18 protein-coding genes are annotated in these 25045 nt (G+C 73.3%); 7 read left to right on the forward strand and 11 right to left on the reverse strand.

Annotation, left to right across the window (positions count from 1 at the left end):
* Positions 1–88: 88 nt before the first annotated feature.
* The 3 genes from ACSNOB_RS16725 (at position 89) to ACSNOB_RS16735 (ending at position 2740) form a co-directional block, all read left to right on the forward strand.
* Positions 89–511: a hypothetical protein gene (locus ACSNOB_RS16725; RefSeq protein ID WP_436687480.1), complete on the forward strand. Its 423-nt coding sequence runs from the start codon at positions 89–91 to the stop codon at positions 509–511.
* Positions 512–635: 124 nt separating this feature from the next.
* Entirely contained in the window at positions 636–1400 is a 765-nt protein-coding gene (locus tag ACSNOB_RS16730) for a crotonase/enoyl-CoA hydratase family protein (protein ID WP_436687481.1), read from the forward strand.
* 137 nt (positions 1401–1537) lie between these two features.
* Positions 1538–2740, forward strand: a complete 1203-nt coding sequence (locus tag ACSNOB_RS16735) for a hypothetical protein (protein ID WP_436687482.1) — start codon at positions 1538–1540, stop codon at positions 2738–2740.
* 64 nt (positions 2741–2804) lie between these two features.
* Here ACSNOB_RS16735 and ACSNOB_RS16740 read toward each other — a convergent pair whose 3' ends face one another.
* Positions 2805–3263 carry a hypothetical protein gene (locus ACSNOB_RS16740; protein WP_436687483.1) on the reverse strand — a complete coding sequence of 153 codons (459 nt, stop codon included), beginning with the start codon at positions 3261–3263 and terminating at the stop codon, positions 2805–2807.
* 369 nt (positions 3264–3632) lie between these two features.
* Between ACSNOB_RS16740 and ACSNOB_RS16745 the strand changes: the two genes are divergently transcribed.
* Positions 3633–4460: an SDR family oxidoreductase gene (locus ACSNOB_RS16745; RefSeq protein WP_436687484.1), complete on the forward strand. Its 828-nt coding sequence runs from the start codon at positions 3633–3635 to the stop codon at positions 4458–4460.
* 143 nt (positions 4461–4603) lie between these two features.
* On the opposite strand, the gene ACSNOB_RS16750 is transcribed toward ACSNOB_RS16745, so the two are convergent.
* The 6 genes from ACSNOB_RS16750 to ACSNOB_RS16775 form a co-directional block, all read right to left on the reverse strand.
* Complete coding sequence (locus tag ACSNOB_RS16750) at positions 4604–7648, reverse strand: helix-turn-helix transcriptional regulator (protein WP_436687485.1); 3045 nt, start codon at positions 7646–7648, stop codon at positions 4604–4606.
* A 122-nt stretch (positions 7649–7770) separates the two neighbouring features.
* Positions 7771–8814, reverse strand: a complete 1044-nt coding sequence (locus tag ACSNOB_RS16755) for a radical SAM protein (protein ID WP_436687486.1) — start codon at positions 8812–8814, stop codon at positions 7771–7773.
* A gap of 77 nt (positions 8815–8891) precedes the next feature.
* Entirely contained in the window at positions 8892–10151 is a 1260-nt protein-coding gene (locus ACSNOB_RS16760) for a cytochrome P450 (RefSeq protein WP_436687487.1), read from the reverse strand.
* A 51-nt stretch (positions 10152–10202) separates the two neighbouring features.
* Positions 10203–12026 (reverse strand): ABC transporter ATP-binding protein, encoded by a 1824-nt coding sequence (locus ACSNOB_RS16765; protein ID WP_436687488.1) that lies wholly within the window; start codon positions 12024–12026, stop codon positions 10203–10205.
* A gap of 350 nt (positions 12027–12376) precedes the next feature.
* A complete protein-coding gene (gene lanKC, locus ACSNOB_RS16770) occupies positions 12377–14995 on the reverse strand; it encodes a class III lanthionine synthetase LanKC (RefSeq protein ID WP_436687489.1) in 2619 nt (872 codons plus the stop codon).
* A 50-nt stretch (positions 14996–15045) separates the two neighbouring features.
* Entirely contained in the window at positions 15046–16668 is a 1623-nt protein-coding gene (locus ACSNOB_RS16775) for a cytochrome P450 (RefSeq protein ID WP_436687490.1), read from the reverse strand.
* Between the two features lie 308 nt (positions 16669–16976).
* Here ACSNOB_RS16775 and ACSNOB_RS16780 point away from each other — a divergent pair, with 308 nt between their 5' ends.
* Positions 16977–18092: a methyltransferase gene (locus ACSNOB_RS16780; RefSeq protein ID WP_436687491.1), complete on the forward strand. Its 1116-nt coding sequence runs from the start codon at positions 16977–16979 to the stop codon at positions 18090–18092.
* Between the two features lie 85 nt (positions 18093–18177).
* Here ACSNOB_RS16780 and ACSNOB_RS16785 read toward each other — a convergent pair whose 3' ends face one another.
* Positions 18178–18522, reverse strand: a complete 345-nt coding sequence (locus ACSNOB_RS16785; RefSeq protein ID WP_436687492.1) for a cysteine hydrolase family protein — start codon at positions 18520–18522, stop codon at positions 18178–18180.
* Between ACSNOB_RS16785 and ACSNOB_RS16790 the strand changes: the two genes are divergently transcribed.
* Positions 18523–19362, forward strand: a complete 840-nt coding sequence (locus tag ACSNOB_RS16790; protein ID WP_436687493.1) for an aldo/keto reductase — start codon at positions 18523–18525, stop codon at positions 19360–19362.
* A 1-nt stretch (position 19363) separates the two neighbouring features.
* Complete coding sequence (locus tag ACSNOB_RS16795; RefSeq protein ID WP_436687494.1) at positions 19364–19831, forward strand: MarR family winged helix-turn-helix transcriptional regulator; 468 nt, start codon at positions 19364–19366, stop codon at positions 19829–19831.
* Between the two features lie 97 nt (positions 19832–19928).
* On the opposite strand, the gene ACSNOB_RS16800 is transcribed toward ACSNOB_RS16795, so the two are convergent.
* The 3 genes from ACSNOB_RS16800 to ACSNOB_RS16810 all read right to left on the reverse strand — a co-directional run bounded on the left by ACSNOB_RS16800 (position 19929) and on the right by ACSNOB_RS16810 (position 24999).
* A complete protein-coding gene (locus ACSNOB_RS16800; RefSeq protein WP_436687495.1) occupies positions 19929–21386 on the reverse strand; it encodes a multicopper oxidase family protein in 1458 nt (485 codons plus the stop codon).
* A gap of 122 nt (positions 21387–21508) precedes the next feature.
* The gene (gene rph / locus ACSNOB_RS16805) at positions 21509–24106 is read right to left on the reverse strand and encodes a rifamycin-inactivating phosphotransferase (protein WP_436687496.1); all 2598 of its coding nucleotides are present in this window, start codon (positions 24104–24106) and stop codon (positions 21509–21511) included.
* Positions 24107–24561: 455 nt separating this feature from the next.
* A complete protein-coding gene (locus ACSNOB_RS16810; protein WP_436687497.1) occupies positions 24562–24999 on the reverse strand; it encodes a hypothetical protein in 438 nt (145 codons plus the stop codon).
* Positions 25000–25045 lie beyond the last annotated feature (46 nt).

A 25045-nucleotide genomic window follows, 5' to 3' on the forward strand; every position in this document is an offset into this window, starting at 1 on the left:
CGCCCGGTTGGATGAGAACCGACGCAAGCCCCGGTCTGAACGGTCAGCAATCGATCGCGGCCGGCAAGTGACGAAGGAAGGATCTCGGATGCGGTTCGCACGACGACTCAGCCTGCTCGCCGCCGTGATGGCGGCCGTTCTCGTGGGGGCCGGCGCACCGGCGAATGCCGCTGAGCCACCCGCGAACATCCACTGGCTCTACACGACGACGGGTAGCGGCGCGGTGTTCTTCGACGCCGATCTGGAGGGCTATCCGTCGTACGAGAAGATCACCGTGTGTGACAACAGGACCGACGACCGTGGGATCTACGCACTCCTCGAGGGAGTGGACCCGCACGGCGACGGTCCCACGGACTACGTCTACTACGAGTTCAGTGATCCGTCCAACGACGGCCAGTGCCGTTCGTGGGCCACAAACTACTTCGCCGACGGCTACAAGGTGCGCGCCGAGGTCTGCGAGTACCACGGTGAGATCCTGGAGTACTGCCGATGGGGCAGCGGTGTGGCGTAGGGCGACGAGACGAGACGGGTGAGGGCCCGAAGGCCGGGGTGGCGCCCGGCCCGGCCGTGATCCGTACGGGCACGGTGCCGGCGGCCCTCTGGCGCACCGCCGCACCCGGGGGCATGCTGTGCCGATGGGCGTACGGGTCGAGCGCGACGGGCCGGTGACCACGGTGATCCTGGACCGGCCGGCGGCGCGCAACGCGGTCGACGGGCCGACGGCCCGGGCGTTGGCCGACGCGTTCCGCGCCTTCGACGCCGACCCCGGCGCGGCCGTGGCCGTGCTCTGGGGTGCCGGCGGCACGTTCTGCGCCGGGGCCGACCTGAGGGCGATCGGCACCCCGAGCGGCAACCGGGTGGAGCCGGAGGGGGACGGCCCGATGGGCCCGACCCGGATGGCGCTCGGCAAGCCGGTGATCGCCGCGATCTCCGGCCATGCCGTCGCCGGTGGGCTGGAGCTGGCGCTCTGGTGCGACCTGCGGGTGGCCGAGGCCGACGCGGTGCTCGGGGTGTTCTGCCGGCGCTGGGGGGTGCCGCTGATCGACGGGGGGACGGTCCGGCTGCCCCGGTTGATCGGCGAGAGCCGGGCGATGGACCTGATCCTGACCGGCCGGCCGGTGCCGGCCGAGGAGGCGTACGCGATGGGGCTGGTGAACCGGCTGGTCCCGCCGGGTGCGGCGCGCGCGGCGGCCGAGCGGCTGGCCGCCGAGATCGCCCGGCACCCGCAGACGTGCCTGCGCAACGACCGGGCCGCCGTGCTGGCCGGCGCCGGCCAGCCGGAGCCGGCGGCGCTGGCGACCGAGCTGGCGTACGGGATGGACTCGCTGGCCGCCGACGCGGCGGCCGGGGCGGCGCGGTTCGCGGCCGGCGCGGGCCGCCACGGCGCCCCGGCTTACTGACCCCGCACCGCCACGACCGGCTTCCGACCCGCCCGACGCGGCGCGGTCGTCGCGCTGAGCCGCGCCGGACCTTAGCGGCGGGTTAAGCCCGTGCGGTGGATTCGCCCACCGGCCGGGGTGGCTCCTAGCATCACCGGGTGCGTGTGAAGTCACTTGCCGCGGTGCTCGCCCTGACCGTCGCCGGGGCGGGCCTGCCCGCCTGTGTGGGCGCCTCCGACGGCGGCGCACCGCCGGCCCCGGTTGCCGCGTCGGCGCCGGCCGGCGACGTCGGAACGACCGGCCCGGGGGTGGTGCCAGGGGCCCGTTCCGGCCTCGGCGGGCCCGGCGCGAGTGCCAGCCCGAAGCCCTCGACGAAGGCCGGGACGCTGAGGGCCGGCAACCCGAACGGCGGCGCGGACGTGCCGGCCGAGGCGCGGGCCGTCGACACGTCGAGGCCGACCCGGACGATCGGCAGCGGCACCGCTGCCAGCTGCACCTCGGCCGCGGTGGTCGAGGCGGTCGCGGCCGGCGGCGTCATCACCTTCGACTGCGGGCCGGAACCGGTGACGATCAAGATGACGGCAACCGCCAAGGTCCGCAACGCCAACGGCCCGAGGGTGGTGCTGGACGGCGGTGGCAAGGTCACCCTCAGCGGCCAGGGGCAGCGGCGGATCCTCTACATGAACACCTGCGACGGCGCGCAGGGCTGGACCACGTCGCACTGCCAGAACCAGGACCACCCGCAGCTCACCGTGCAGAACCTGACCTTCGCCGACGGCAACTCCACCGGCGAGCGGGCCGAGGGCGGCGGCGGTGGGGCGATCTTCGTCCGGGGCGGCCGGCTCAAGGTGGTCAACTCGCGCTTCGTCCGCAACCGCTGCGACCGGACCGGCCCCGACCTGGGCGGCGCGGCGATCCGGGTGCTCAGCCAGCACGAGAGCAAGCCGGTGTACGTCGTGGGCAGCACGTTCGACGGCGGCGTCTGCGCCAACGGCGGCGCGCTGAGCAGCATCGGCGTCACCTGGGTGGTGCTGAACAGCGTCCTCAGCGACAACCGGGCGGTCGGCACCGGGGCCAACCCGGCCAGGGCCGGCACGCCGGGCGGCGGCAGCGGCGGGGCGATCTACTGCGACGGCAACGAGTTCACCGTCCGCATCGCCGGCACGATCATCGAGGGCAACCGGGCGAACGAGGGTGGCGGGGCCGTCTTCTTCGTCAGCAACGACCGTACCGGCACCATGCGGATCGCGAACTCCACCCTGCGCCGCAACCCGAGCGGCGGCTTCGAGACGCGCGGCTACCCCGGCATCTTCTTCCTCGGCGCCCGCAACCCCACGGTGACCAACTCCAAGCTGAGCTGAACCGCGCCGCCCGACGGGTCGGGGGCGGGATGCTCCCGCCCCCGCCTCTTCGGCCAGGGACAGCTCAGCCGCAGTTGCCCCAGCTGTCCCGGCCAGCGCGCTGCCAGCTGGTGAAGTACATGACCTCGCCGCTGTACATCACACACTTGTCCACGGCGGAGCGCTGGATCGCGGCGTAGTACTTGAAGTTCCCAGAGTCGTAGACCCAGGACCCGCCCTCCACCCGGATTCCCGCGGAAACCCCGGTGGTCGAGCCAACGGCCACCCGCTTGAGGGTGGCGACACAGTTGTACCCGGTGGCGCCGTTGTACATCAGGTAGACGTCGCCCACCTTGGTGCCGTCCGACGCGTAGATCGACCGGTGGCCATCGCTGGCGTACGCCCACGAGCCCCCGAAGTCGTTGTTGCACGCCTGCGCTGCGGTGTACGGATTCGTGGCGGCCTGAGCGGGCGAGGCGAGCGTCACCGCCGCAACAGTCGCGGAGAGAATCGAGATGGCCAGTCGTCGCGCTGATCCGCGCACACGTACCTCCAAGTGCTGTGGCGCGAGGATCGCGCACATGAGCCGCCATGATCCCACAGTGGATGATCATCGAATCCGGGGCCGCGCCCGAACGTCGCACCGCCGTCCGCCGCCGCGCCAGCTCGGCGCCGGACGCGCCTCCCCCGCCGCCGCGCCGTCTGTGCTGGCCGTTGGCGAGGCGCCCCGGAACCCGCACCTGCGCGGGCGCGGCAGTCGAGCGAGCACGGATGTCAGAGGCGGAGCGTCCGGTGCGTGCGCCGGGTTCCCGACGGATCCGGTTGGCGACAGGCGTAGCCTCTTCACCCGCGCCACCGGCCTTGACAGTCTGCTCTCGACAGGTAACCCATCGGATTGGGCGGGTCGAGAGCCATGGCGAAGCGTTGGTTGATCACGGGGTGTTCGAGCGGACTCGGTCGGGCCCTCGCGGCCCGGCTCGCCGCCGAGGGAGAGCAGGTGGTGGCGACGGCCCGACGGCCGGAAACCCTCGACGGGTTGGTGGCCCGGCATCCGGGCAACGTGCTGGCCGCCGCCCTGGACGTACGGGATCCGGCGCAGTGCGCGGAGGCGGTCGGGCGGGCGGTGGACGCCTTCGGCGGCGTCGACGTCCTGGTCAACAACGCCGCCTACGGCCAGTTCGGCACCTTCGAGGAGGTCACGGACGCGGAACTCGCCGCGCAGTTCGACACCAACGTGTTCGGGCCGTGGCGGCTCACCCGGGCCGTGCTGCCGGTGTGGCGCGCGCAGCGCCGCGGGCACGCGGTCTTCGTCAGCTCGGTCGCCGGCATGGTTCCCTTCCCCGGGCTGGCCGCGTACACCGCGAGCAAGTTCGCGGTGGAGGGAGCGGCCGAGTCGCTGGCCGCCGAGGCCGGGCACCTCGGGGTGAAGGTCACCATCCTGCAGCCGGGCGGCTTCGCCACCGGGTACAGCGCCAACCTGGTCATGCCGGAGCACCGGATCGCGGACTACACGCCGGTCAGCGACGGCCTGCTCGGCGCGCTGCGCAGCATGAACACCAAGGCTGAGGTGAACTCCCCCGAGCTCTTCGCGGACGTGGTCTGGCGGCTCGGCCAGATGGAGTCACCGCCACTGCGGCTGCCGGTGGGACCGGATTCGGAGACGTTCCTGGAGGCCGCCTACGACGCCCGGCGCAGTGAGTACGACCAGGTCGTCAAGGCGGGTCATCACACCCTCGCGTGACCCCGCCCGGACTCCGTGCCGGCCGAGCAGCCGCGCCCGCCCCTCGGGCAGCCCGGCACCGGTCGGGAGCTGGACGCCAGGCGTCGACGAGAGGTCCGGGTGGCCATCCAACGGTTTCGCGCTTCATCGGTGTGGCTGGAGTACTAGGCCAGCTGCCCCATGGCGTTGTGCTTGCCCGGCCCCATGCTCATCCCGTGGCGTGGGGCCGGCGGGATGCCGGCGGCGAGAATCGCCGCCACGGCCGTACGACTGTTGACCCCCAGCTTGGCGAAGATCCGGTGCAGATGCGCCTCGATCGTCCGGGGACTGAGGAACAGCCGGCGGGCTATCTGGTCGTTGGTCAGCCCGGTGGTCACCATCTGCGCGACCTCGAGTTCGCGGTCGGTCAACGCGCGCTGGTCCGGGCGCCCGACACCACCCTCGGTCGCGGCGCGGGCGCGTTGCCGCGGGCGGCGCGAGTTCATTCGCCGCTCCTCGCGGACGGCCTCGGCCAGGTACAGCTCGGCGCCGCACTGTTCGAACAGGGACCGCGCCCTGGCGAAGGCCGCACGGGCCGGCCCGAGCCGGCCCGCCGAGCCGAAGGCGACCGCGGCGGACAGGTGCGCCCGCCCGGCGTACAGCCGGGTTCCCGCCGGCTCGAGGAGGGCCGCCGCCCGGAGCGCGGCGTCCGCCGCGGCCGCCGGGTCCTCCCCGGCGACCGCGCTGGCGTGGGCGAGGTGGGCGAACGCCCTCGGCAGCGCCAGCGACGGCGGCGCCGCGCGCTCCGCGCGCTCCGCCCAGCCGCGGGCGGTGGCAGCGGCACCCCGCTCGGCGTCGGCGACGGCGAGCAGGTAGTACCAGAAGCTACGGGCGACGGTCAGCTCGCCCACGTCGTGCGCCGCCCCTGCCCCGAGCAGGTCGGCGCACTCCGCCGGTTCACCAGCGTGCAGTCGGGCGCAGGCGAGGGTGACCCGTGCGAACCTGCTGTACCAGCCCGTCTCCGATTGGGCGCACCGGAATGCCTCTGTTGCGCCGGCGACCGCCTCCGGTAGCCGGCCCCGCCAGGTGGCGATCCAGGCCGTCTGGGTCAGGGCGAGCGTCCGGAGGGTCTCACTGTCGGTGACCTCGGCCGCCGACAGGGCCTCCCGCGCGCATTCGGCTGCCGCGTCGAGGCGCCCCAGCAGCGCGTACACGGTGGCCTGCCCGTACAGCAGGTGGGTGGCGAGGTGGTTCTGGCCGCCGACCCGGGCCAGTTGCAGGCCCCGGGCCAGATGCCGTTGGGCCGCCTCGAACCGTTCGAGGCCGATCTCCGCCCAACTGATGAACCACATGACCTCCAGGTTGGACCGCAGGTCGCCGTCGGGAAGGGCGTCGACGTGCGCTGCGGCGTCATCGGCGAGGGCGGACGTCTGGACGGTGAACGCCTCGGCGGCCACCCGGGTGGCGACGCTGACCGCCAGTGCCGCCGCCAGCAGGGCCGGATCGCCCGCCTCGGCGGCGAGGTCCCGGGTCTCGTCGGCCCAGGTCGGGCCGTCCGCCGGCACCCGATCGCAGAGCCAGGTCGCGGCGAGTTCCAGGCGGAGCCGCACCGCCGCAGCGGTACGCCCGTCGGGCAGGGCCTCGATCTGCCGAACCAGTCGAGCCCGGGCCTCGACGTGCCGGCCGAGCAGTCGGTCGACCAGGGCGGCGAGCGTGGCGACCTCGATTCGCTGCTCGAAGCTTTCGGCCGGCAGGCACCGACGCACGTCGTGCAGCAGCTCGCGGCTCAGCCGGAGCCGGCCGGCGACCGCCAGGGACCGGGCCCGCAGGATCTTCAGCTGCCGCTCGAGGGCGGAGCTGTCCTGGTCGTCGGGCAGCAGGCGCAGCGCCACCGTCAGCCAGTGGGCGCTGGTGGCCGGCGCGGTCTCGGCGGTGGCGGACGCCGCCGCGACGAGGGTGTCGATCGCCTCCCGCTCGCCCGGCACGGCGTAGCGCTCGACGTGGGCGGCCCGCGCCGAGGGCGCGGCGCCACGTTCCCGCAGCACGGCCTCGGCCGCGCGGTGCGCGTCGAGCCGCCAGACCGGGCTCGCCGCACCGTACGCCACGACCCGCAGGAGTGGGTGGCGGTACCGGAAGCCGCCCGCCACCGGTCGGATGAGATCGCGGTCGACCAGCGCGTCGAGGACGGCGTACACCTCGCCGGGCGTGAGCTGGCAGACGGTGGCGACCAGGCCCGGGTCGAAGTGCTCCCCGGCGAGGGCCGCGGCGGACGCGACCACGATCTGCCGCGCGGACAGGCCGTCGAAGTCGGCCGACAGCGCGGCGTGCGCCGGGCGCGGCAGCTCCAGGTGGAGCAGCGCGTCCCGACAGGTCGGTACGGGTGGCGGGAGGGCGGGCGGCTCGGTGCCACGGTGGGCCAGGGCCAGCGCGGTGAGGTACAGCGGGTTGCCGTCGCCGGCGGCGAGCACCGCCTCCCGGCACCGCGACGGCACCCCCCACGAGTCCACCAGCTGCTCCGCGTCGCCCGGGCGCAGCGGGGCCAGGTCCACGATCGTGGCGTCGTCGCGCCGCTCGGCTTCGGCGACGGCGCGCAACAGCCGCGCGGGTGCCTGTCTGGGGCGCAGCGCCGCGCCGACGAGGAGCCGTCCTCTCCGCGGGCGGCGCAGCAGTTGCTCGAAGAGGTCGACGGAGTTCTCGTCGGCTCGGTGCAGGTCGTCGAGGAGGACCAGCCCCGCCGTCTCGGCGCTCACGGCCTCCAGCAGGGCACACACCGCCTCGTGCACCCGCCGGGGCTCGACGGCCAGCTCCTCGACCGCGGGATCCGGTCCGGGTAGCAGCAGGGCGGCGGTCCGGGACAGCCGGCGCAGGACCCGGACGTGCGCCGGCCGCAGGCCGGCGGCCCCCGCCGCGCCGACCGCGCGAAGGCAGTCCTCGACCAGGTCGCGTACCGCCCCGAACGGCCGGCCGTCACCGATGCCACGCCCCCGGAAAACGCGGAGGCCCACACCAGCGGCGAATTCACCGAATTCCCGCAGCATTTCGGTCTTACCGATACCGGGGTCGCCGTACAGAACGAATGTGGCGCACCTGACCACGTCGCTTCGAATGCATGCCTCCCGCAGCATGCGCGTTTCGCCCGATCGCCCCACAAGTCTAGCCATTGTGGCGGACTTCGCCGAGTTCCCCGCCTCTGACAGCTCCGGTGAAAGACGGGGAGGTCCGTTGCCCATGCGGAAATGCTAAGGCGAGCGCGGGGCGTGGGAAGCGACGTTTATCCGACGACAACCGCCGATCCAGATCAACGCGTCTCAGGTTTCTCGCGCACCGTTCAGGCCGGCCCACGACCGGCCGGTCAGGGCTGGGCGGGTAGGTATTCGGGGCGGCGTTCGATGCGCGCCCGGTCCGCCTGCGAGGCGAAGTGACGGTCGATCCGACGGGTGGCCTCGGCCCACTGGCGCATGGTGCGCACCGGGGTCAGCGTGTCCACCACGAACGGATCGTGCCAGCGCTCGACCGCCCGCCGCCACAGCTCCGCCGGTGGATCCGTCAGCAGGTTGCCGACGGTCCCCTCGTACGCCGGCATGGCGCGCGCCGCACCGTCGGGCTCGACCTGCAGGGCCGGGAAGAACTGGCCCCGGCGGATGCGGTCCGGGTGCATCTGCAGCGCCAGGTTGTCCGTGGCGGTCACCTGGACCGACGGCGGCGCCAGGGAACGCAGTCGCTCGGCGAACGCGGCGCTGCCGAGCAGCCCGACCTGCTCGTCGGTCAGCAGTTCGTGCTCGGCGACCCCGGGCCGGCTGGCCAGGCCCTCGGGCACCACCGCGCCGAGCGAGACGAAGCTCAGCTCGGTGAAGCGCGGCGCGATCCGGGTGCAGAAGTCCTCCGCCTGGTGGAAGTTGCTGCGCACCAGGACACAGTCGATTCCGAAGCTCGGCGGGTCTCCGCCGTCCCGGCGGAGCCTGCCGATCTTCTCCTCGAGCAGCTCAAGCGTGGCCATCGCCCGGTCGAACGAACCCCGCCGGCCCCGGATCCGGTCGTGGACCTCGGCCGTCGCGCCGTCGAGGCTGACGCTCACCCGGAAGAAGTGGCGCACGATGTCGTCGACCATCGCCGGGCGGACGGACCAGCCGCCGGTGAAGAGCGCGACCTTGATGCCCGCGTCGACCATCCGTTCGGCGACTTCGAACACCCCGTCCACCAGGAGCGGCTCCCCGCCGGCCAGGGAGATTCCGTACGGGCGCATCGCGATGATCCGGTCCGCGACGCGCAACATGTCCTGCCGGCTGAGCTGCCGGCTCGGTCGCCGTCCCGACTCGGAGTAGCAGTGGAAGCACCGCAGCGGGCACGCGTAGGTGATGTCCCAGATGATTTCGAGAGGACGATCGGGTATCTCCATGCGGCGCTCCTGGCAGGCGGTGGGCGAGTCGGACGGGGGTCGCGGCCTCGGGTGGTCCGGACGGGAACGGTCGACGGTCAGGCCGCGGAGTGCGGGTCGAGCAGGACCAGCAGCTGCCGGTGGCCCGCCGTCGACACGCTGGGGTGGACGTCCTCGACGAGCGTCAGGCCGGGAAACCGCCGGACGAGGGTCCCGATGGTCAGCCGGGCCTCGGCCCGGGCCAGAGCCGCTCCGAGACAGTGCTTGCGGCCGAGGCCGAAGGCGAGGTGGGGATTGTCCGGCCGTCGCGGGTCGAACACGTCCGGGTCGGGGAAGCGGGTGGGGTCGCGGTTGACCGCCCGCATCGCGCAGTGCACGCCGGTACCCGCGGGCACCGGGACGCCGGCGACCTCGGTGTCCGTCCTCGCGTACCGGGAGGACAGGGCGGCCGGCGTGACGAACCGGAGCAACTCCTCGACCGTGGCGTCCAGCTGGCCCGGATCCTCGACCAGCCGCTGCCACCGGTCCCGCGGCCGCAACAGGGTGGCGATGCCGCTGGCCAGCAGGGTCGTCACGGGACGGTTCCCGGCCACGAGCAGCAGGCGGACGGCGGACAGCACATCCGCCTCCGACGTCGACGCCCCCTCCGACCGGGCCATCGCGCTGATGAGGTCGTCACCGGGGGTGCGGCGCCGCTCGGCGATCAGCGCCCTGAGGTACTCGGCCAGCGCGAGCCCCGCGCTCCTGGTGACCGGCGTCGCCGCGCCCAGCTCGGCTATCCACCCGTAGACGTAGTCGCGGATGTAGCGGCGGCCGTCGCGCGGGACGCCGAGCAGCTCACAGAGCACGGCCACCGGGAGCGGGCGGGCCAGGGAGCTGATGGCGTCGACCGGCGCACCGGTCGGCACGGCGTCCAGCAGCGCGTCGACCTCGCCCTGGATCCGGGCGGCCAGCGCCGTGACCCGTCGGTGGGTGAGCTGACGGGTGATCATCCGCCGCAGCCTTCGGTGCTGCTCCTCGGGGAGGAAGAACAGATCCTCCTCGTCGAGGAGGTCCTCGTCCGTCCGCCGGCCGGCGCGCGCCGCCAGCGCCTGCGGGGGCTCGCCCATCAGCCGTGGGTCCGCCAGCGCCTTCGCCGCGGCGTCGTACCCGGCGAGCAGCAGACCGGTCTCCCGGCCGCCCATGTTGACCCGGTGAACCGGTCCGGCCTCCCGGATGCGACGGACCGTGTCGGCGGCGGCCAGCATCCGCGCGGTGATGACGGGCAGCCCCATCGGGCACCGCTCGGCGCCCACGGTGGCCGCCAGGTCGGGACTGCTGGCCCCGGCGCCGACCGGGTTCGCATCGATCGCGGTCATCAAGATAAGCCTTCCTGCGGTGGGGACGGGGGATCCGAGGTCTGCCGGCTCTCAGCCGGTCGCGGCGAGGAACTGGGTGGCGGCCAGCTCCGCGTAGAGGGGGTCCGCCGCCACCAGCTCGGCGTGGGTGCCGACGGCCTGCACCACGCCCCCGTCGATGACGACGATCTGATCGGCCAGGGTCACCGTGGACAGCCGGTGCGCGACCACCAGGACCGTGGTCGTGAGGGACGCCTCCGCGACCGTCTCCCGCAGCGCCGCCTCGTTGACCGCGTCGAGTTGGGAGGTGGCCTCGTCGAGCAGCAGCAGCCGGGGGCGGCGCAGGAGCGCACGGGCGATGGCCACACGCTGGCGCTCACCGCCGGACAGCTTCGTGCCGCGGTGCCCGACCAGCGTGTCCAGACCGTCGGGGAGCTGGGCCACCAGCCCTTCCAGGCGTGCGATGTCCAGCACCCGCCGCAGGTCCTCCTCGGCGGCGTCGGGCGCGCCGAGGAGCAGGTTGTCCCGCAGGGACCCGGAGAGCACCGGCGCGTCCTGCTCGACGTATCCGATCGCCGCCCGCAGCTCCGGCAGGCTCCAGCCGGCCACGTCGCGTCCGTCGATGAGGATGCTGCCGGCGGTCGGTTCGTAGAACCGCTCGATGAGCGAGAAGAGGGTGGTCTTGCCGGCCCCGGAGGGCCCGACGAACGCGGTCATGCCGCGCGGCGGGACGGTGAACGTCACCCCGCGGTGCACGTCGGGCAGGTGCGGCGCGTACCGGAAGTGGACGTCACGGAACTCCAGGGCGGCCGGCGGCGCACCCGGGGGCGGCGGCAGGGCCGGCGAGACGGGTGGCTCGGCGGGGAGCCGCTCCGCCTCCTGGATGCGACTGACCGCGGCGGCGCCGACCTGGTACTGGCTCATCGCCCCGATGAGCGACTGGACGGGCAGGACCAGGTAGTAGACGTACATCAGGAACGCGATCAGGGTCGCGACGTCGATCGCCCCCGAGGCCACCCGCGCCCCGCCGACGGCGAGGACGGTGAAGAAGGCCACCTGCATCGCCATCTCGGCGGCGCCGCCACCGATCGCCAGCCACCGGGCCGCGCGTACGCTGGCCCGCCACGCGTCCCCGGCAGCGCCGTGGACCAGCGCCTCCTCGCGGTGCTCGGCGCCGGACGCCTTGACGGTACGCAAAGCGCCGAGCGCCCGCTCCAGCGCGGCACCCATGGCCCCCACCGACCTCTGCGCTTCCCGGCTGGCCCGGTTGACCCGGGGCATCGCGAGGCGGACGACCGCGAAGGCGAAGACCAGCACCCCGAGCGTCACCGCCAGCAGCACCGGGTCGAGCAGGCCCATCACCGTGCACGTCGCGAGGACCATGACGACACCCGTGACCGCCCCGACCAACGACTCGGTCGCGACCTGGCGCAGCAGGGTGGTGTCGGAGGTGACCCGCGACATGAGGTCGCCGGGCTCGGCGTGGTCCACCGCGGAGATCCGCAGCCGCAGCAGGTGCGAGACCAGACGCCGCCGGGCGGCGAGCACGATCGACTCCCCGGTCCGGCGCAGCACGTACACGCCGAGCGGCCCGCTGATCAGCGTGACCACCACGAGCCCGACCATGACGAGGAGGACGGGTGTGGTCGGCTGCCCGGCGGCTAGCCGGGCGACCAGGTGCCGGACGGCCAGCGGCAGCGTCAGCCCGACCGCCCCGGTGGTCAGGCTCAACACTCCGCCGAGCAGGAGCCAGCGCCAGGACGGACGCAGGTAGCGCAGCATGACCTGCCACGCGGGAGCGGCGGCCCGGGGTGTGTCGCCGCCGGTCGGGCCGGCTGCCGGGGCGGGACCGGATCGGGCCGCCGCCTCGTCGCGCTGGGCTTGGTACGTGGACACGACATTCCTCACCGGGTGGGGGGACGGAAACGACACTGCTGTGCGGCGGTGTCGGAGACCGGAGGCCCGGCCCCCGACACCGCACGCACCCTGCCCCGGCCTGGACGCGGGGTCAGGCGCCGAGGTCTCAGTTCTCGGCGGCGCACGTGCCGGCGTACGACGTCACGTGGCTGTAGCACGGGTGGCGCGTCGCCTGCGGCGCGCTGAGCGCCTGGAGCTTGAGCACGTAGGCCATGTCTGATCACCTCCCTTCTCATTCGCCGCCCGCGGAGGGCCGGGGCGCGGTGGTCGACGCGTTCCGGTGAACGCGACGTCCGGCGGGACGTGCCGTCCACGCCGGTGATCGGGGCTCAGGAGAGCGGCGCGGCCATGGCGTCGTGGTGTCCGCCGCGCCCGCCGCCTCCTGCCGGTGCGAACGCGGGCGCCCGCAAATCGAGCAGGGGGACGACCGACGTGCTGTCGCCGAAGGCGACCCCGAGGGCGGCGAGGATGCCCGCCGCGCCGGTGGTGAGGTCCATGGACAGCCGCAGCAGCTGGTTGCCGGGGAAGGCCAGGTGCCCCCGGTACGACAGGGCGTGCCAGCCGAGCCGGCGGATGTGCTCGGCGACGACGGGCTGGTCCTCGGGCCTGCCCAGCAGGCGCAGCGCCGCGATCGTGCCCGCCCGGCCCAGGAACAGGAAGGGGTGGCGGACGAACGGCGCCCGGCAGGCCCGGCGGGCGCCGTCGATGACGTTGTCGAAGCCGGGCTCCGGCCGGCGCCCGAGGTACCGGGAGAGGACCAGCGCCAGCCCGATGCTGCCGCTGCTGAGATACGCGTGGTAGCGGTTGCCCTCCAGGAGCTGGAACGTGCCGTCGGCCAGGACGTGGCCGCGGTCGACCTCGCGACGCAGCGCCCGCCCGGCCAGGTCGAGGTACCGGGTCTCCCCCGTCGTCTCGTGCAGTTCCAGGAGGTACAGGGCCACACCGGTGAGCCCGTGCTGGAGCCCCACCCGGCTGTCGGGGCGGAACATCCCGGCGTCGCCGGCGTCGAGCTGCACCGCGAGCCGCCGGCCGAGGTCCAGCGCCTCCGTCCGCAGGCCCTCGTCACCGGCGACCCCGGCGAAGTGCAGCAGGCTGAGGCCGGCCCCCGCGAGGCCGCCCTGGATGCCAGGGGTGACGAGTTCCCCGTGCAGCTTGCGGGCACGGTCGAGCAGCTCCAGGGCGTCGTCGCGGCGGCCGAGCGACTCCAGTACCGCGGCCACCCCGTGCAGCCCGTCCAACAGTCCCGGGCGCGGGTCGGCGCACCGCCGGGCGGCGGCCGTCAGCCAGTCCAGGTACTCCGGCGGAACCTCGCACCCCACCTGGTGCATCGCCCACAGCACCCCGGCCGCGCCCTGCCCGACGGTGAACCCGCCGGAGACGAACAGCTCCGGGTCGCCGGGGAAGAGCCGGTCCGGCCGGTCGGGCGTGGCGCTGCCGGCGATGCCGGCCACGATGGAGTCCCGGATCGCCGGCCAGTCGGGCTGCGCGGCAGCGAACATCCGGGCCGGGGCGTCCTCGCCGAGCGGGCCGCGACCGGCGCTGAACCGGCGGAGCATCCTCGGCCCGAACCCGGCGGGAACCGGGAAGTGCTCGGTGACGGCCTGGGTCAGCGTCGCGAGCTTGACCGGGGACCGCTCCGTCAGCGGACTGATCGGCAGGAAGACCCACTGCCGAAGGCAGTTCAGGACGTAGTCGTCGGCCTCGCGGCCGGAAAGTGTCGGGGGCGCGGTGAAGCCGGGGGTGGCGAGCCCGGCGGGCTTCGTCCGCGCCAGGTCCGACGCGATCTCGAAGTCGACGAGGACGACGGCGCCGTCCGGGCGGACGATGACGTTCCCGGGGTGCAGGTCGCCGAAGCGTACGCCGCGCGCGTGCACGGACATCAGCGCGTGGTCGATCCTGGCCAGGACGTCCGTCGCCCAGGCGGTGTACGCGGCGAGCGCCGCGGCGGTCGGGTCGGGGCCGACGAGCGGGTACCGCGCGAACACCTCCTCCATCAGGGTCTTGCCCTCGATGTACTCCTGCACCAGGAAGTGGTGCTCCCACACCACCAGGTGATCGAGGAGACGGGGGACGCAGTCGAGACCCCGCAGGCGCTCCAGGATGTCGCGTTCCCGGCCGAGTCGGGTGACGGCGTCCGTACCGGTCCCGTCGAGTCCCGCGTGGGGGCGGGCCTCCCGTAGCACCACGTACCCGCTGGAGTCCCGGCTGCGGGCGAGGTACACCCCGCCGCCGTTGGAGAAGTGCAACGGGCGCTCGATCTCGTAGGGGAACCCGCCCTCGCCGCCCGCCTCCAGCTTCGCGAGCGACGGGTGCAGCACCTCCGGCACGGTCACCCACTCCGGCACCGTGAAGAACGGACTGCGGTCGTCGGGCACCAGGCGCCCGTCGGGGGCGCGGACGGCGTGCACGAGTTCCCCGTCGGGGGAGGTGTACGTCATCCGGCGGAAGGCGCCGTACCGGACGTACACCGGCGAATCCTCGTAGCGCAGGTCGCTCAGCACGTACGGGCCGGTGAAGCCGCGCAGCAGCGCCGCCAGCTCCGGTAGCACCTCGCCGAACCGGTCCTCGTCCGGCGGGTACACCGTGACCAGCTTGCCGCTGCCGCCCCGGTCGGCGTACTTGCTGTTGAGCAGCTCGAACGCGGTGCGGCTGCGCAGGTACTTCAGCGGGATCCCACGGTCGAGGCAGAAGCCCACCACCAGGTCGCAGACCTGGTCGGCCGTGTCGACGGCCGACGAGACGTGGATCTTCCAACCCTGCTCGGGCAGGCTCACCCCAGGCGGCTGCAACACGACCCACAGGTCGCTCTCGCGGGCACGCCACCCGTCCGGCAGTGGGCGGCGGTTCACCGCGAACCGGCTGCTCCGGTCGTCCATCCGCCCGGGCGACTCGAAGAACAGCGGATCGGCCTGGCAGTAGGCGAACAGCTGGGGAAACGCGGCGTCCATCGGTGCGACTCCTGCGGGATGAGAGGGTGGCGAACCTGTCGGACCGGGCGTTACGCGGCGGTCGCCGCGGGTGGGCCGGCCGGCTCGAGGATGATCGGGAGTTCGAGCAGGTAGCGCATGCGGTTCTGCCGGTAGTGCAGGTCGCGGGTGTCGACCGCGAGCCGCATGCCGGGAAAGCGGCGGGCGAGGGTACCGAAGGCGATCTGCGCCTCGGCCCTGGCCAGCGCTGCCCCGACGCAGTAGTGGTGGCCGTGCCCGAAGGAGAGGTGCGGGTTGACGGACCGGCCGACGTCGAGGGCCTCCGGGTCGGTGAACCGGGCCGGGTCGTGGTTGGCGGCGATCAGCGACGCCGCGACCAGGCTGTCCGCGGCGATCGTCCGGCCGGCGACCTCGATCGGTGCCGCGGCGATACGGGCCAGTCCCACCGGGAAGGGCGTCACGTACCGCATCAGCTCCTCGACGGCGGTCTCCACCAGGCCGGGGGCGTCGACCAGGCGCCGCCACTGGGTCGGCTCGCCCAGCAGCGCCGCCACGCCGTTGGCCAGCAGCGCCATCGGGGCGCGGTGGCCGCCGACCATGATCCACCGGGCGGCGGAGACGAGGTCCGCCTCGTCCAGCGCCGCGCCCTCCGCCCGTACGACCGCGCTGATCAGGTCGTCACCGGGCCGTGCACGACGGGCGGCGATCAGCTCGCCCAGGTAGTCGTCGACGTCGCCGTGCGGGTCGGGGGGCCATTCCCGCATCCGGCGGATCAGCCAGTCCTCGACGTACCCGCGGTCCGTCTCCGGGACGCCGAGCAGTTCGCACAGCACGACGATCGGCAGCGGACGGGCGAACGACTCCACCAGGTTCGTCACCGAGCCGGGGTCGATCGCGTCCAGGAGCCGGTCGGTCTCCCGCTGGATCCGGGGCCGCAGCGCGTCCACCCGGCGCGGCGTGAGGTGCGGGGCTACCAGCCGCCGCAGGCGAGCGTGCAGGTCGGCGTCGATGGTCACCAGATCCTGCTCGCCCCGGTGGTCGGTGTTCCCACCGGGGGGTGACAACCGGAACCCGGCCGTCATCTCCAGCTCACCGGCCAGCCGCGGGTCGGCCAGGGTCGTCGTGGTGACCTCGTGCCCGGTGAGCACCCAGGTCGGCGTGGTGGCGACCAGCGAGACGCGGTGCACCGGGCCCGCCGCCCGCAGCTGGCCCAGGGTTTCCGGGTCGTTGAGCAGCGCGGGGGTGAGCGCCGGCGGTCTGGCCTGGCACGACGACGCGTCGTCGAGGTTTCCGGCGACCCGGTTGAGGAACGACCCGAGGGCCGGCAGGTCCGCCGCGGCCGGCGCCGGCGGGAGCAGGAGGGTGGGGCACGACACCCACTCCGCCTCCGGCGGGGTGGCCGGCAGGTCGAGCGCCACGACGGCGGCGACCCGCTCCGGGTGCCGGTCGGCGACGGCGAGGCCGGCGACGCCGAGAGGGCCGGCGCCGACCAGCACCGCCCGGTGTGGACTGTCCGGACGCGCCAGGAAGTCGACGATCCCGATGAGCGGTTCGGCCGCTTCCACCGGCAGCGTGACGGTCCGCACCGGCCAGCCGGTCGACCGGCACGCCGCCGCCAGCCGGTCGGCCGCCGGTCCGTGGCCGAACACCACGACGTCGACGCCGCCGGTCGGGCGGTCCTCATCGATCTGCATGCCGGAAGCGTGTCCGTCGCGGGACGCCCCTAGCATCGGGGAAACACCGCGAAGCCGAGTGGTAGCGCTCCGTAGGGCAGGGGCGGGCGCGATCCTGCCGCCCCCGGCGCCGGCGGCGCTCGACGCGGCAGCGACCGACCCACCACGGAGCCCGGCCACCAGCCGGACGGCGCTCGTCTCACCAGGGCGTACGTCCGGCCGCCGCCGTGCCGACCCGAGCCGTGGAACCGACCGGCGGACGACGGCCCGCCGAGGGATAGGGGTCTTCCCGATGCTAAGGGGGCGCGCCCGCCCCGATGCTGCCTGCCATGGCACCCACGCGTGACGCAGTCGCCGGAGCGGACACCCGCCGGCGCGACCGGCCGGTGACCGCCCTGGCCGTCGACGGGACGGATCCGACGAGTCTCCTTCGGCTGGGCCTGGCGTTCTGCGAGTCGAAGGCGCTGCTCAGCGCCGTGGAAGTCGGCGTGTTCGACGCGCTGCACGAGACCGGGTCATCGGACGTGGACGCGCTCGTCGCCCGGCTCGGCCTGCACCCGCGTGCGGCCCGGAACTTCCTGGACCTGCTCGTGGAGCTCGGGCTGCTGACTCGGGCGGCGGGCCGGTACGCGAACGGACCCGGCGTCGCCCGGCACCTGGTGCGGGGCGACGAGTCGCCGATCCGCGAACTGCTCGACCGCGCGAACCGCATGCACTACGCCGCCTGGGGCGGGCTCACCGACGCGCTGCGGACGGGCGGCCGGCGGCCTGAGGCGGACTACTCGGTCATGCCGCAGGATCCGCAACGGCTGCGCCGGTTCCTCCGCCTGATGGACGCCCTGACCACGCCGATCGGTCCCCTGCTCGCCGAGGCCGTCGACTGGGCCGCCGTGCGCCGGGTGGCTGATGTCGGCGGCGGACGCGGCCACCTGCTGTCGTACGTTCTAACGGCTCACCCGCACCTGTCGGGTGTGGTCTTCGACCTGCCGCACAACGCCGGGCCATTCGCCGAGTACGTGGCCGCGCGCGGACTGGTCGACCGGATGACGTTCCAGCCCGGCGACTTCTTCGCCGATCCGCTGCCGGCCGCCGACGCCCTGATCTTCGGCCACGTGCTGCACGACTGGTCCCCGCAGCGGCGCACGGTGCTCGTCCGGCGCGCGTACGACGCGCTCGGCGGCGGTGGACTCCTGGTGGTCTACGAGGGCCTGCTCGGTGCGGACGCGGCCGAGCAGCAGCTGCCGCGCCACCCGGCCACCCGCGAGGAGCAGCCCGACGTCAGCGACAACCCGGTGGCTGCGCTGGACATGCTGCTCTTCGGCGAGGGCAGCTCGGAGTACACCGAACGGGAATGCCGCCAGCTGCTCACCGAGACCGGCTTCGACCTTCTGGCGGTGCGCCCGCTCGGCGAGCGGGACACGCTGGTGGTGGCCCGGAAGCCCTGAGCAACCGCATCCGGGGAAACCCGGGGCGCCGCCGGCGGGCCGCCCCCGGTCGGGCCCGCGCCGCCGGGATGCGTGGCGCGCTCGCCTACCCGCGTAGCGTCACGCCCCGGTCCCGCAGGTCGTCGAGGGCGCTGCGGTGTCCTTCCGGCGTGTTCGCGGCGATCGCCGGCAGGAGTACGGAGACCTGGTAGCCCAGCCGGAGCGCGTCGATGGCGGTACTCGCGATGCCGCCCTCGGTCACCAGCCCGGCCAGCACGACGTCGCGGACCGCGTGGCCGCGCAGTGCGTCGTCCAACGAGGTGCCGGCGAAGGCGCTGCGGTCGTACTTGTCGACGACCGGCTCGTCGTCGCCGACCGTTACCGCGTCGACGAAGCGCGTCGCCGGCGAGTCCGGACCGCCGTCCGAGCCGTCGAGGGCCAGGTGCCGCACATGGACGACAAGACCGCCGGGTTCGCCGAGGCGTTGTCCGGCCTGCGCGACACCGTTTTCCTGGCGACCAAGGCCGGGCTGGTGGTCGACGACATCCGCGCCAAGGGCATGCGTCGCGACGCCTCGCCCGCCCACCTGCGCGCCGCCGTCGACGCGTCGCTGAAGCGCCTCGGCACCGACCACATCGACCTGTGGTACCTGCACCGCGTCGACGACGCCGTGCCGTTGCTCGATTCCTGGGCCGCCATGGCAGACGTGGTCCGCGCGGGCAAGGTTCGTTACCTCGGCCTGTCGGAGGTCAGCGTCGAGCAGGCGGCCGCCGCGGCCGCGGTGCATCCGGTGACCGCCGTGCAGTCCGAGCTGTCTCTCTGGACCCGCGACGCGCTCGGGCACCCCGGCGCGGGCGCGTCCGCGGCGGCCGTCGCCGGCGGCGGTACGTCCGACGCCGGCGACGTGGTCGGCTGGTGTGCCGCCAACGGCGCCGCGTTCGTGCCGTTCGCGCCGCTCGGCCGGGGCTTCCTGACCGGCGCGATCGACGCCACCACCCAGTTCGAGGACAACGACCTTCGGGCCGGCAACCCGCGCTTCACCAGCGAAGCCCGCATGTCCAACGTCCGCATCGTCGACACGGTGCGGGCCGTCGCCGCCCGCCACGGAGTGACCCCGGCACAGGTCGCGATCGCCTGGATCCTCGCGCAGGGTCCGCACGTCATCCCCATCCCGGGTACCCGTCGGCTCGGACATCTCGCGGACAACGTCGGCGCCGCCGACGTCACGTTGACCGCAGCCGACCTCGCCGAACTCGACGCCGCGCCGACGGCCGTCGGCACCCGCTACTGAAATGGAACGGCTCGGCCTCGTCATCAAACGCGCCGAACAGGCGCTGATTGCCGAGAAGACGCGCGTGTTGCAGGAGTTCCACCTGACCGTCCCGCAGTACGCCGTGCTGGTCGTCCTGCTGCAGACCTCGGCGGCGTCCGCCGCGCAGCTCGCCCGCGCCTGCCTGGTGACCCCGCAGACCATGGCGACCGTGCTCGCCAACCTCGAGGAGAAGGGGCTGATCGAGCGGGCGGTGTCGCCGCTGCACCAGCGGGTGCGGGTCGCCCGGCTGACAGCCGAGGGCACCGACCTGGTGCGCCGGGCAGACCCGGCCGTCCTCGCCGTCGAGCAACGGCTGGCCGCCGCGTTCGGCGCCGACGAGCGGGCGGCGTTCACCGAGTACCTGGAGCGGGCCATCACCACGCTCGCCCCCGACCGGACCCGCCGGGGCGACGCACCGACGCAACAGCCCGGCCGTGGAGAGTCGTAGCGTCGCGCCACACCGCACGGCGCACGCCACGCCGCAGTCACTTCGGCGGTCGAGGGCCGACATCGACTCATCGACCGTCGCGGCATCCTCCCGGGGCTCAGCCGTGCTGGTGGTGGTTCGACAGGGTGCGCGGCACCGACGCCTCGGTGCCGGGCTCCACGATCACGAACTGGCCCATCATGCCCTTGTCCTCGTGCCGCAGGATGTGGCAGTGGTACATGTACGGCGTGGTCGGGTCGGTGTGGTGGCCGAACCGTACCGCGAGCCGGACGGTCGACTTCTCCGGGACGAACACCGTGTCCTTCGGCCCCTGCAGGTACGCGGGCGGCTGCCTGCCGTCGATGTCCAGGATCCGGAAGGCGACCTCGTGGATGTGGAAGTTGTGCGCGTACACCGTGTTCTGCACGTGCCAGATCTCTGTCGCGCCGGCGGGCACGACCTCGTCGATGCGGCTCATGTCCATCTCGCGTCCGTTGATCTCGTCGCTGCCGCTGAGGCGGAACCGGCGTTGCGTGGCGTCGGCGGGCGCCTCGACGCGCGGTGTCGTGGCCAGCCGCTGCGGCACCGGCCGGCCGGGCCTGAGCTGCTCCGCCGCGATGAACTTCAGCAGTTGGTGGTCACCTTCGTCGATGCCGTGGTCGCCACCGACGCTGCGCAGCACAACCTGCTCCCGCGGTGCGAACTCGACCACGATCTCCACCCGCTCGCCCGGGCTCAGCTGCACGCGGTCGACGGACACCGGCGCGGCCAGCAGCCCGGCGTCGGTACCGATGACCGCGAACCGTCGACGGTCGGCGAACTCGACGTTGTACATCCGGGCGTTGGACCCGTTGAGGATCCGCAGCCGCACGGACGTGGTGGTGACCTCGAAGAACGGGTCGTGCACGCCGTTGACCAGGATCTGGTCGCCGATGAGGCCCCACGTCGGCTCCGGGTCCTCCTTCAGTCCGCCGTCCGCGTCGAGGACCTTGTCCTGCAAGATCAGTGGAACGTCGTCGACGCCGTACGTCGACGGCAGGCCCAAGGCGGCCGTCTCCGCGTCGTCGATCAGGAAGAGGCCGGCCAGCCCTCGGTACACGTGCATGGCGGTGCTGCCGTGCAGGTGCGGGTGGTACCAGGACGTGGCCGCCGGCTGGTCGATCGTCCAGTGCGGTGTCCACGTGGCCCCCGGTGCGACGACCTGGTGCGGTCCGCCGTCCATCGCCGCGGGCAGTCGCATGCCGTGCCAGTGGACCGTGCTCGGCTCGCCGAGCTGGTTCCGCACCCGCATCGAGATCCGATCGCCCCTCGCCGCCCGCACCGTAGGGCCGAGGAACGCGCCGTTGAAACCCCACGTCGCGGTCGGCTTGCCGGGCAGGATCGCCGTCCGGCCCTTCCGCATCGTCAACGCGAACTGCTTCGTGCCGTCCGCCGTGACCGTGGGCGCCAGCAGCGGGGGCACGGTCAGCCGGTTGGCGAACGACAGGCCGGTGTTGCCTTTCGAACCCGCCCCAGGGCTGCCGCAGCCGGCGAGTACGGCCAGTCCGGTCAGTGCGAAAAGAGTGCGACGCTTCACGAGAAGGATCGTCCTTGTAGGGCCGGCGGGTCACATCGGGGTTCGATCCCTGACGTAACCCTGGTGTCGACAGGGACCGCCCTCGGGGGTCGCCGCCGAGGCGATCATCCAGCGGCCACGCGTCAGGGCAGGATCTCGACGTACCCGTCGGTCCCGTGCACGCGGATCCGCTGGCCGTCCCGGATGAGCCGGGTGGCATCCGCGACACCGACGACGGCCGGCAAGCCGTACTCCCGGGCGATCACCGCGCCGTGGGTCATCAGGCCGCCCACCTCCGTCACCAGCCCCGCGATCGCGACGAACAGGGGCGACCAGCTCGGATCGGTGTAGGCGGTGACCAGGATGTCGCCCGCCTCGAGATCGGCCTCCGCCATGTCGAGGATGACGCGGGCCCTCCCCTCGACGGTCCCGGCCGAGACCGGTAAGCCGACCAGGGCGCCGGCCGGCGCGTCGTCGCGCCGGTACGCCCCGGCGACGGCCTCGCCATCGGACGTGAGGACCCGGGGCGGCGTGAGCGCCTGGTACGACCGGAACGCGTCCTTGCGGCGCTGGATGAGCTGGGCGTCCACCCTGTTCGAGCGCACGACGTCGTGGAGTTCCTGGAACGTGAGGTAGAAGATGTCCTCCCTCTCGGCGAGCACGTTGGCCCGCACGAGGCGCTCGGCCTCTCTAAGCAAGGCCTGCTTGTAGACGAAGTAGCGGCTGACGATGCCGTACTTCGGGTACTCCCGGTACCCGATGAAGGTCCGGACCCGGTCGATCATCCGCTTGGCCTCGTCGGCTTTCTGCTGCCCGTCCGGCAGGGCCCGCAGGCGTGAGAGCACCTCCTGTTCCTTCCGCTGCGCCTCCTGCCGCCCTCGCTCGAAGCGTCGCTCGGCGGCGCCCGGCTCGAAGTTCCTGACGTTGTCGAGGATCAGGGGCACGAGCGTGATGGGGCGTTCGCTCCAGCGCGGCCTCGTGATGTCGATCTCGCCGACGCAGCGCATGCCGTACCGGTCGAGGTACGCCTCGATGGCGGCGCGCGCCTCGGCCCCGCCCGCGAGCCTCGGCAGCTCGTCCAGGAAGCCTTCGTCCGCCACGCCCCGCAGGAACGCCACCACCTCCGGATGCGGACGGATCGCGTCCGCGACGTCGAGCAGTGCCAGTCCCATCTCCGAGGTGATGTTGTTGGGGGCGGACAGGGTGAGCGTGTCGGCCGCGTTCTTCTCGCCCAGCCACTCCTGTAGCTGGTCGTTGAGCCACCAGGTGGCTTCCATCCCCGCCATGATCGCCTGCATGCTCAGCGGATCGCTGAGGACTCGCTTGTGCTCCTGGAACGCCTCCAGCAGGAAGTCGAACAGCGCCGGTCCGGTCTTCGTCCGGATGTCGCGCCGTAGGGCGGCGAGGGACGCCTGGCTGCGCTCGATCAGCTCGGTGACGATGGCCGGGTCGGTCTCGATCGGGGCGGACGCGCCGCTGGCCGGCGGCCCGCCGGGACCCACGTCCGGCAGCGACGGGACGAAGTCGCCGCGGTCGAGGACGGTCTCCAGGGCGTCCCTGACCAGCGGGTCGCCCCGCCCCATCACCTCCAGGAGGCCGACGCGGCTCGCGGGCGAGGCCAGGGCCCGGGTGACGTCGACGAACAGCCGCCCGCCGGCCTCGTGCATCGGCGCCATGGCAGTCAGCTGCCACACGGAGAGTCCCAGCGGCTTCATGGGGTCGGTCATCATCTGTTGGTGGCCGACCGAGACGTAGACGTGGTTCTCCGTGTCGCGGGCCGCAGGGATGGGGAACAGCGTGGTGATCGGCCGGCTCTGGACGATCTGGAAGTCGTCGTCGACCAGGCACCACTCGATGTCCTGCGGGCGGCCGAAGTGCGCCTCGATCCGCCGGCCCAACCGCACGAGCCGCACGACCTGCGCATCCGTCAGCGCCGGCTGTTCCTGCCGCTGCGGGTCGATCGCCACCTCCCGCGTACCGCCATGGGGCAGTGCGTGAACGGCACGCTGCTTGGCGGCGACCGTCTTGGCGACGATCCCGCCGTCGCGCACCGTGAAGACGTCCGGGTTCACCAGGCCGGAGACCAGGGCCTCGCCGAGGCCGAAGCTGGCGTCGACGGTGGCGACCTTCCGGTTGCCCGTGACGGGGTCGGCCGTGAACAGGACGCCGGCCGCGTGCGGGAAGACCATCCGCTGCACGACCACGGCCATCTGGACCGTACGGTGGTCGATGCCGTTGCGCTGGCGGTAGGTCACGGCCCGCTCGGTGAACAGCGACGCCCAGCACCGGCTGACGTGCTCGAGGATCGCCGCCGGCCCCACGACGTTCAGGTACGTGTCCTGCTGGCCGGCGAAGGAGGCCGTCGGCAGGTCCTCTGCCGTCGCGCTGGACCGGACGGCGTAGGCGCCCTGCTCGCCGAGCCGGGCGAGCGCGCGGGTGATCGCCGCCGCGAGATCGCCCGGGATGGCGATCCCTTCGATGCTCCGGCGGATCTCCGCGCTGAGCGCGCGGATCGCCTCCCGGTCGTCCGGGTTCAGGCGCGACAGCTGATCGAGCCGAGCGTCGATCGACGGCGCTTCCGCCATGACCCGCCGGAAGGCGTCCGTCGTCACGCAGAAGCCAGCCGGCACACGGACGCCTTCGATGCGCGACAGCCCACCCAGGTGCGCGCCCTTCCCGCCAACGACCGCGACCTGCGTCTCACCGACATCTCGAAGATCCACCACGTAGCGGTCGCTCATCGCGACACCTCCGCGGCGGCCGCGCCCCGTCGCACCGCGCCGGCCGGTCGGGTCACCGACGCCTCCAGCTCTGTCGAACCTCTTGTGGGACCGCGTCGCCCACACGTCGACCGCAACACGCGCACCTCGTGCCCCCATTTCCGCAGGTGATTGGTTCGGCCGACGATTCTGTGCCAGCACACCGGTCTTGCCGCAAGCCCCCGGGTGCGCTATACGTTAGAAGTGGCAAGGAGAAGGGTCTCCTTGCCTTTCGCTTTTGCCGTCCGCGGGAACCGCGGCTTCTCGCGACGCGCCTCGCACGGCGGTACGCGTCGTCGGCCCGGGCAGGTGTCCCAACCACCTCCGGATGCCGCCGCAGGACCAGGGTTTCTCCCCTGTCACCGAGGCGGCGGCCGCCGACGACGCGACCGTGACGGCCCGGAACGGACACCGACCGCCGCCCATGCACGCGGCAGTCAGCGCTGTGGTCGCGCGTCTCTCTCCCGCCCGGTCACCGGCCCCGGCACGCCCCGTCCCGCGCCCCGGCGGCGCGCCAGCAGGTCTTCGGCGATGAGCAGCCCGGCGGGGACGAAGCCCAGGAGGAAGCCGCTGGGACCGACGAGCAGCGCGCACCCGGCCGCCCACCCGGCCACCACCCAGCCGACGTAGGCGGGCGCCCGCTCCCCGCCCCGTCCCAGCCGCGCCAGCAGGAGGCCGAACAGGACCAGAGGGACGACGAAGCCCCCGGGCAGCGCCCAGAACACGGACAGGGAGGCGTCACCGCCCTCGCCCGAGCGCAGCCCGCCGGTGAGCCACTCGCCCCAGTACGGGTGGGGCAGGAAGACCGCGGTGTGCAGGACGCCGATGGCCGCCATCGACCATCCGGCACCGACCGTCAAACGCTTCTTGATCATGCCCCCAGCCTCCGTCCCCTGCCCCGGGCCGCGCCTCCCCCGTGGG

Source organism: Micromonospora sp. URMC 106, from assembly GCF_051386395.1.
Lineage (GTDB): Bacteria > Actinomycetota > Actinomycetes > Mycobacteriales > Micromonosporaceae > Micromonospora.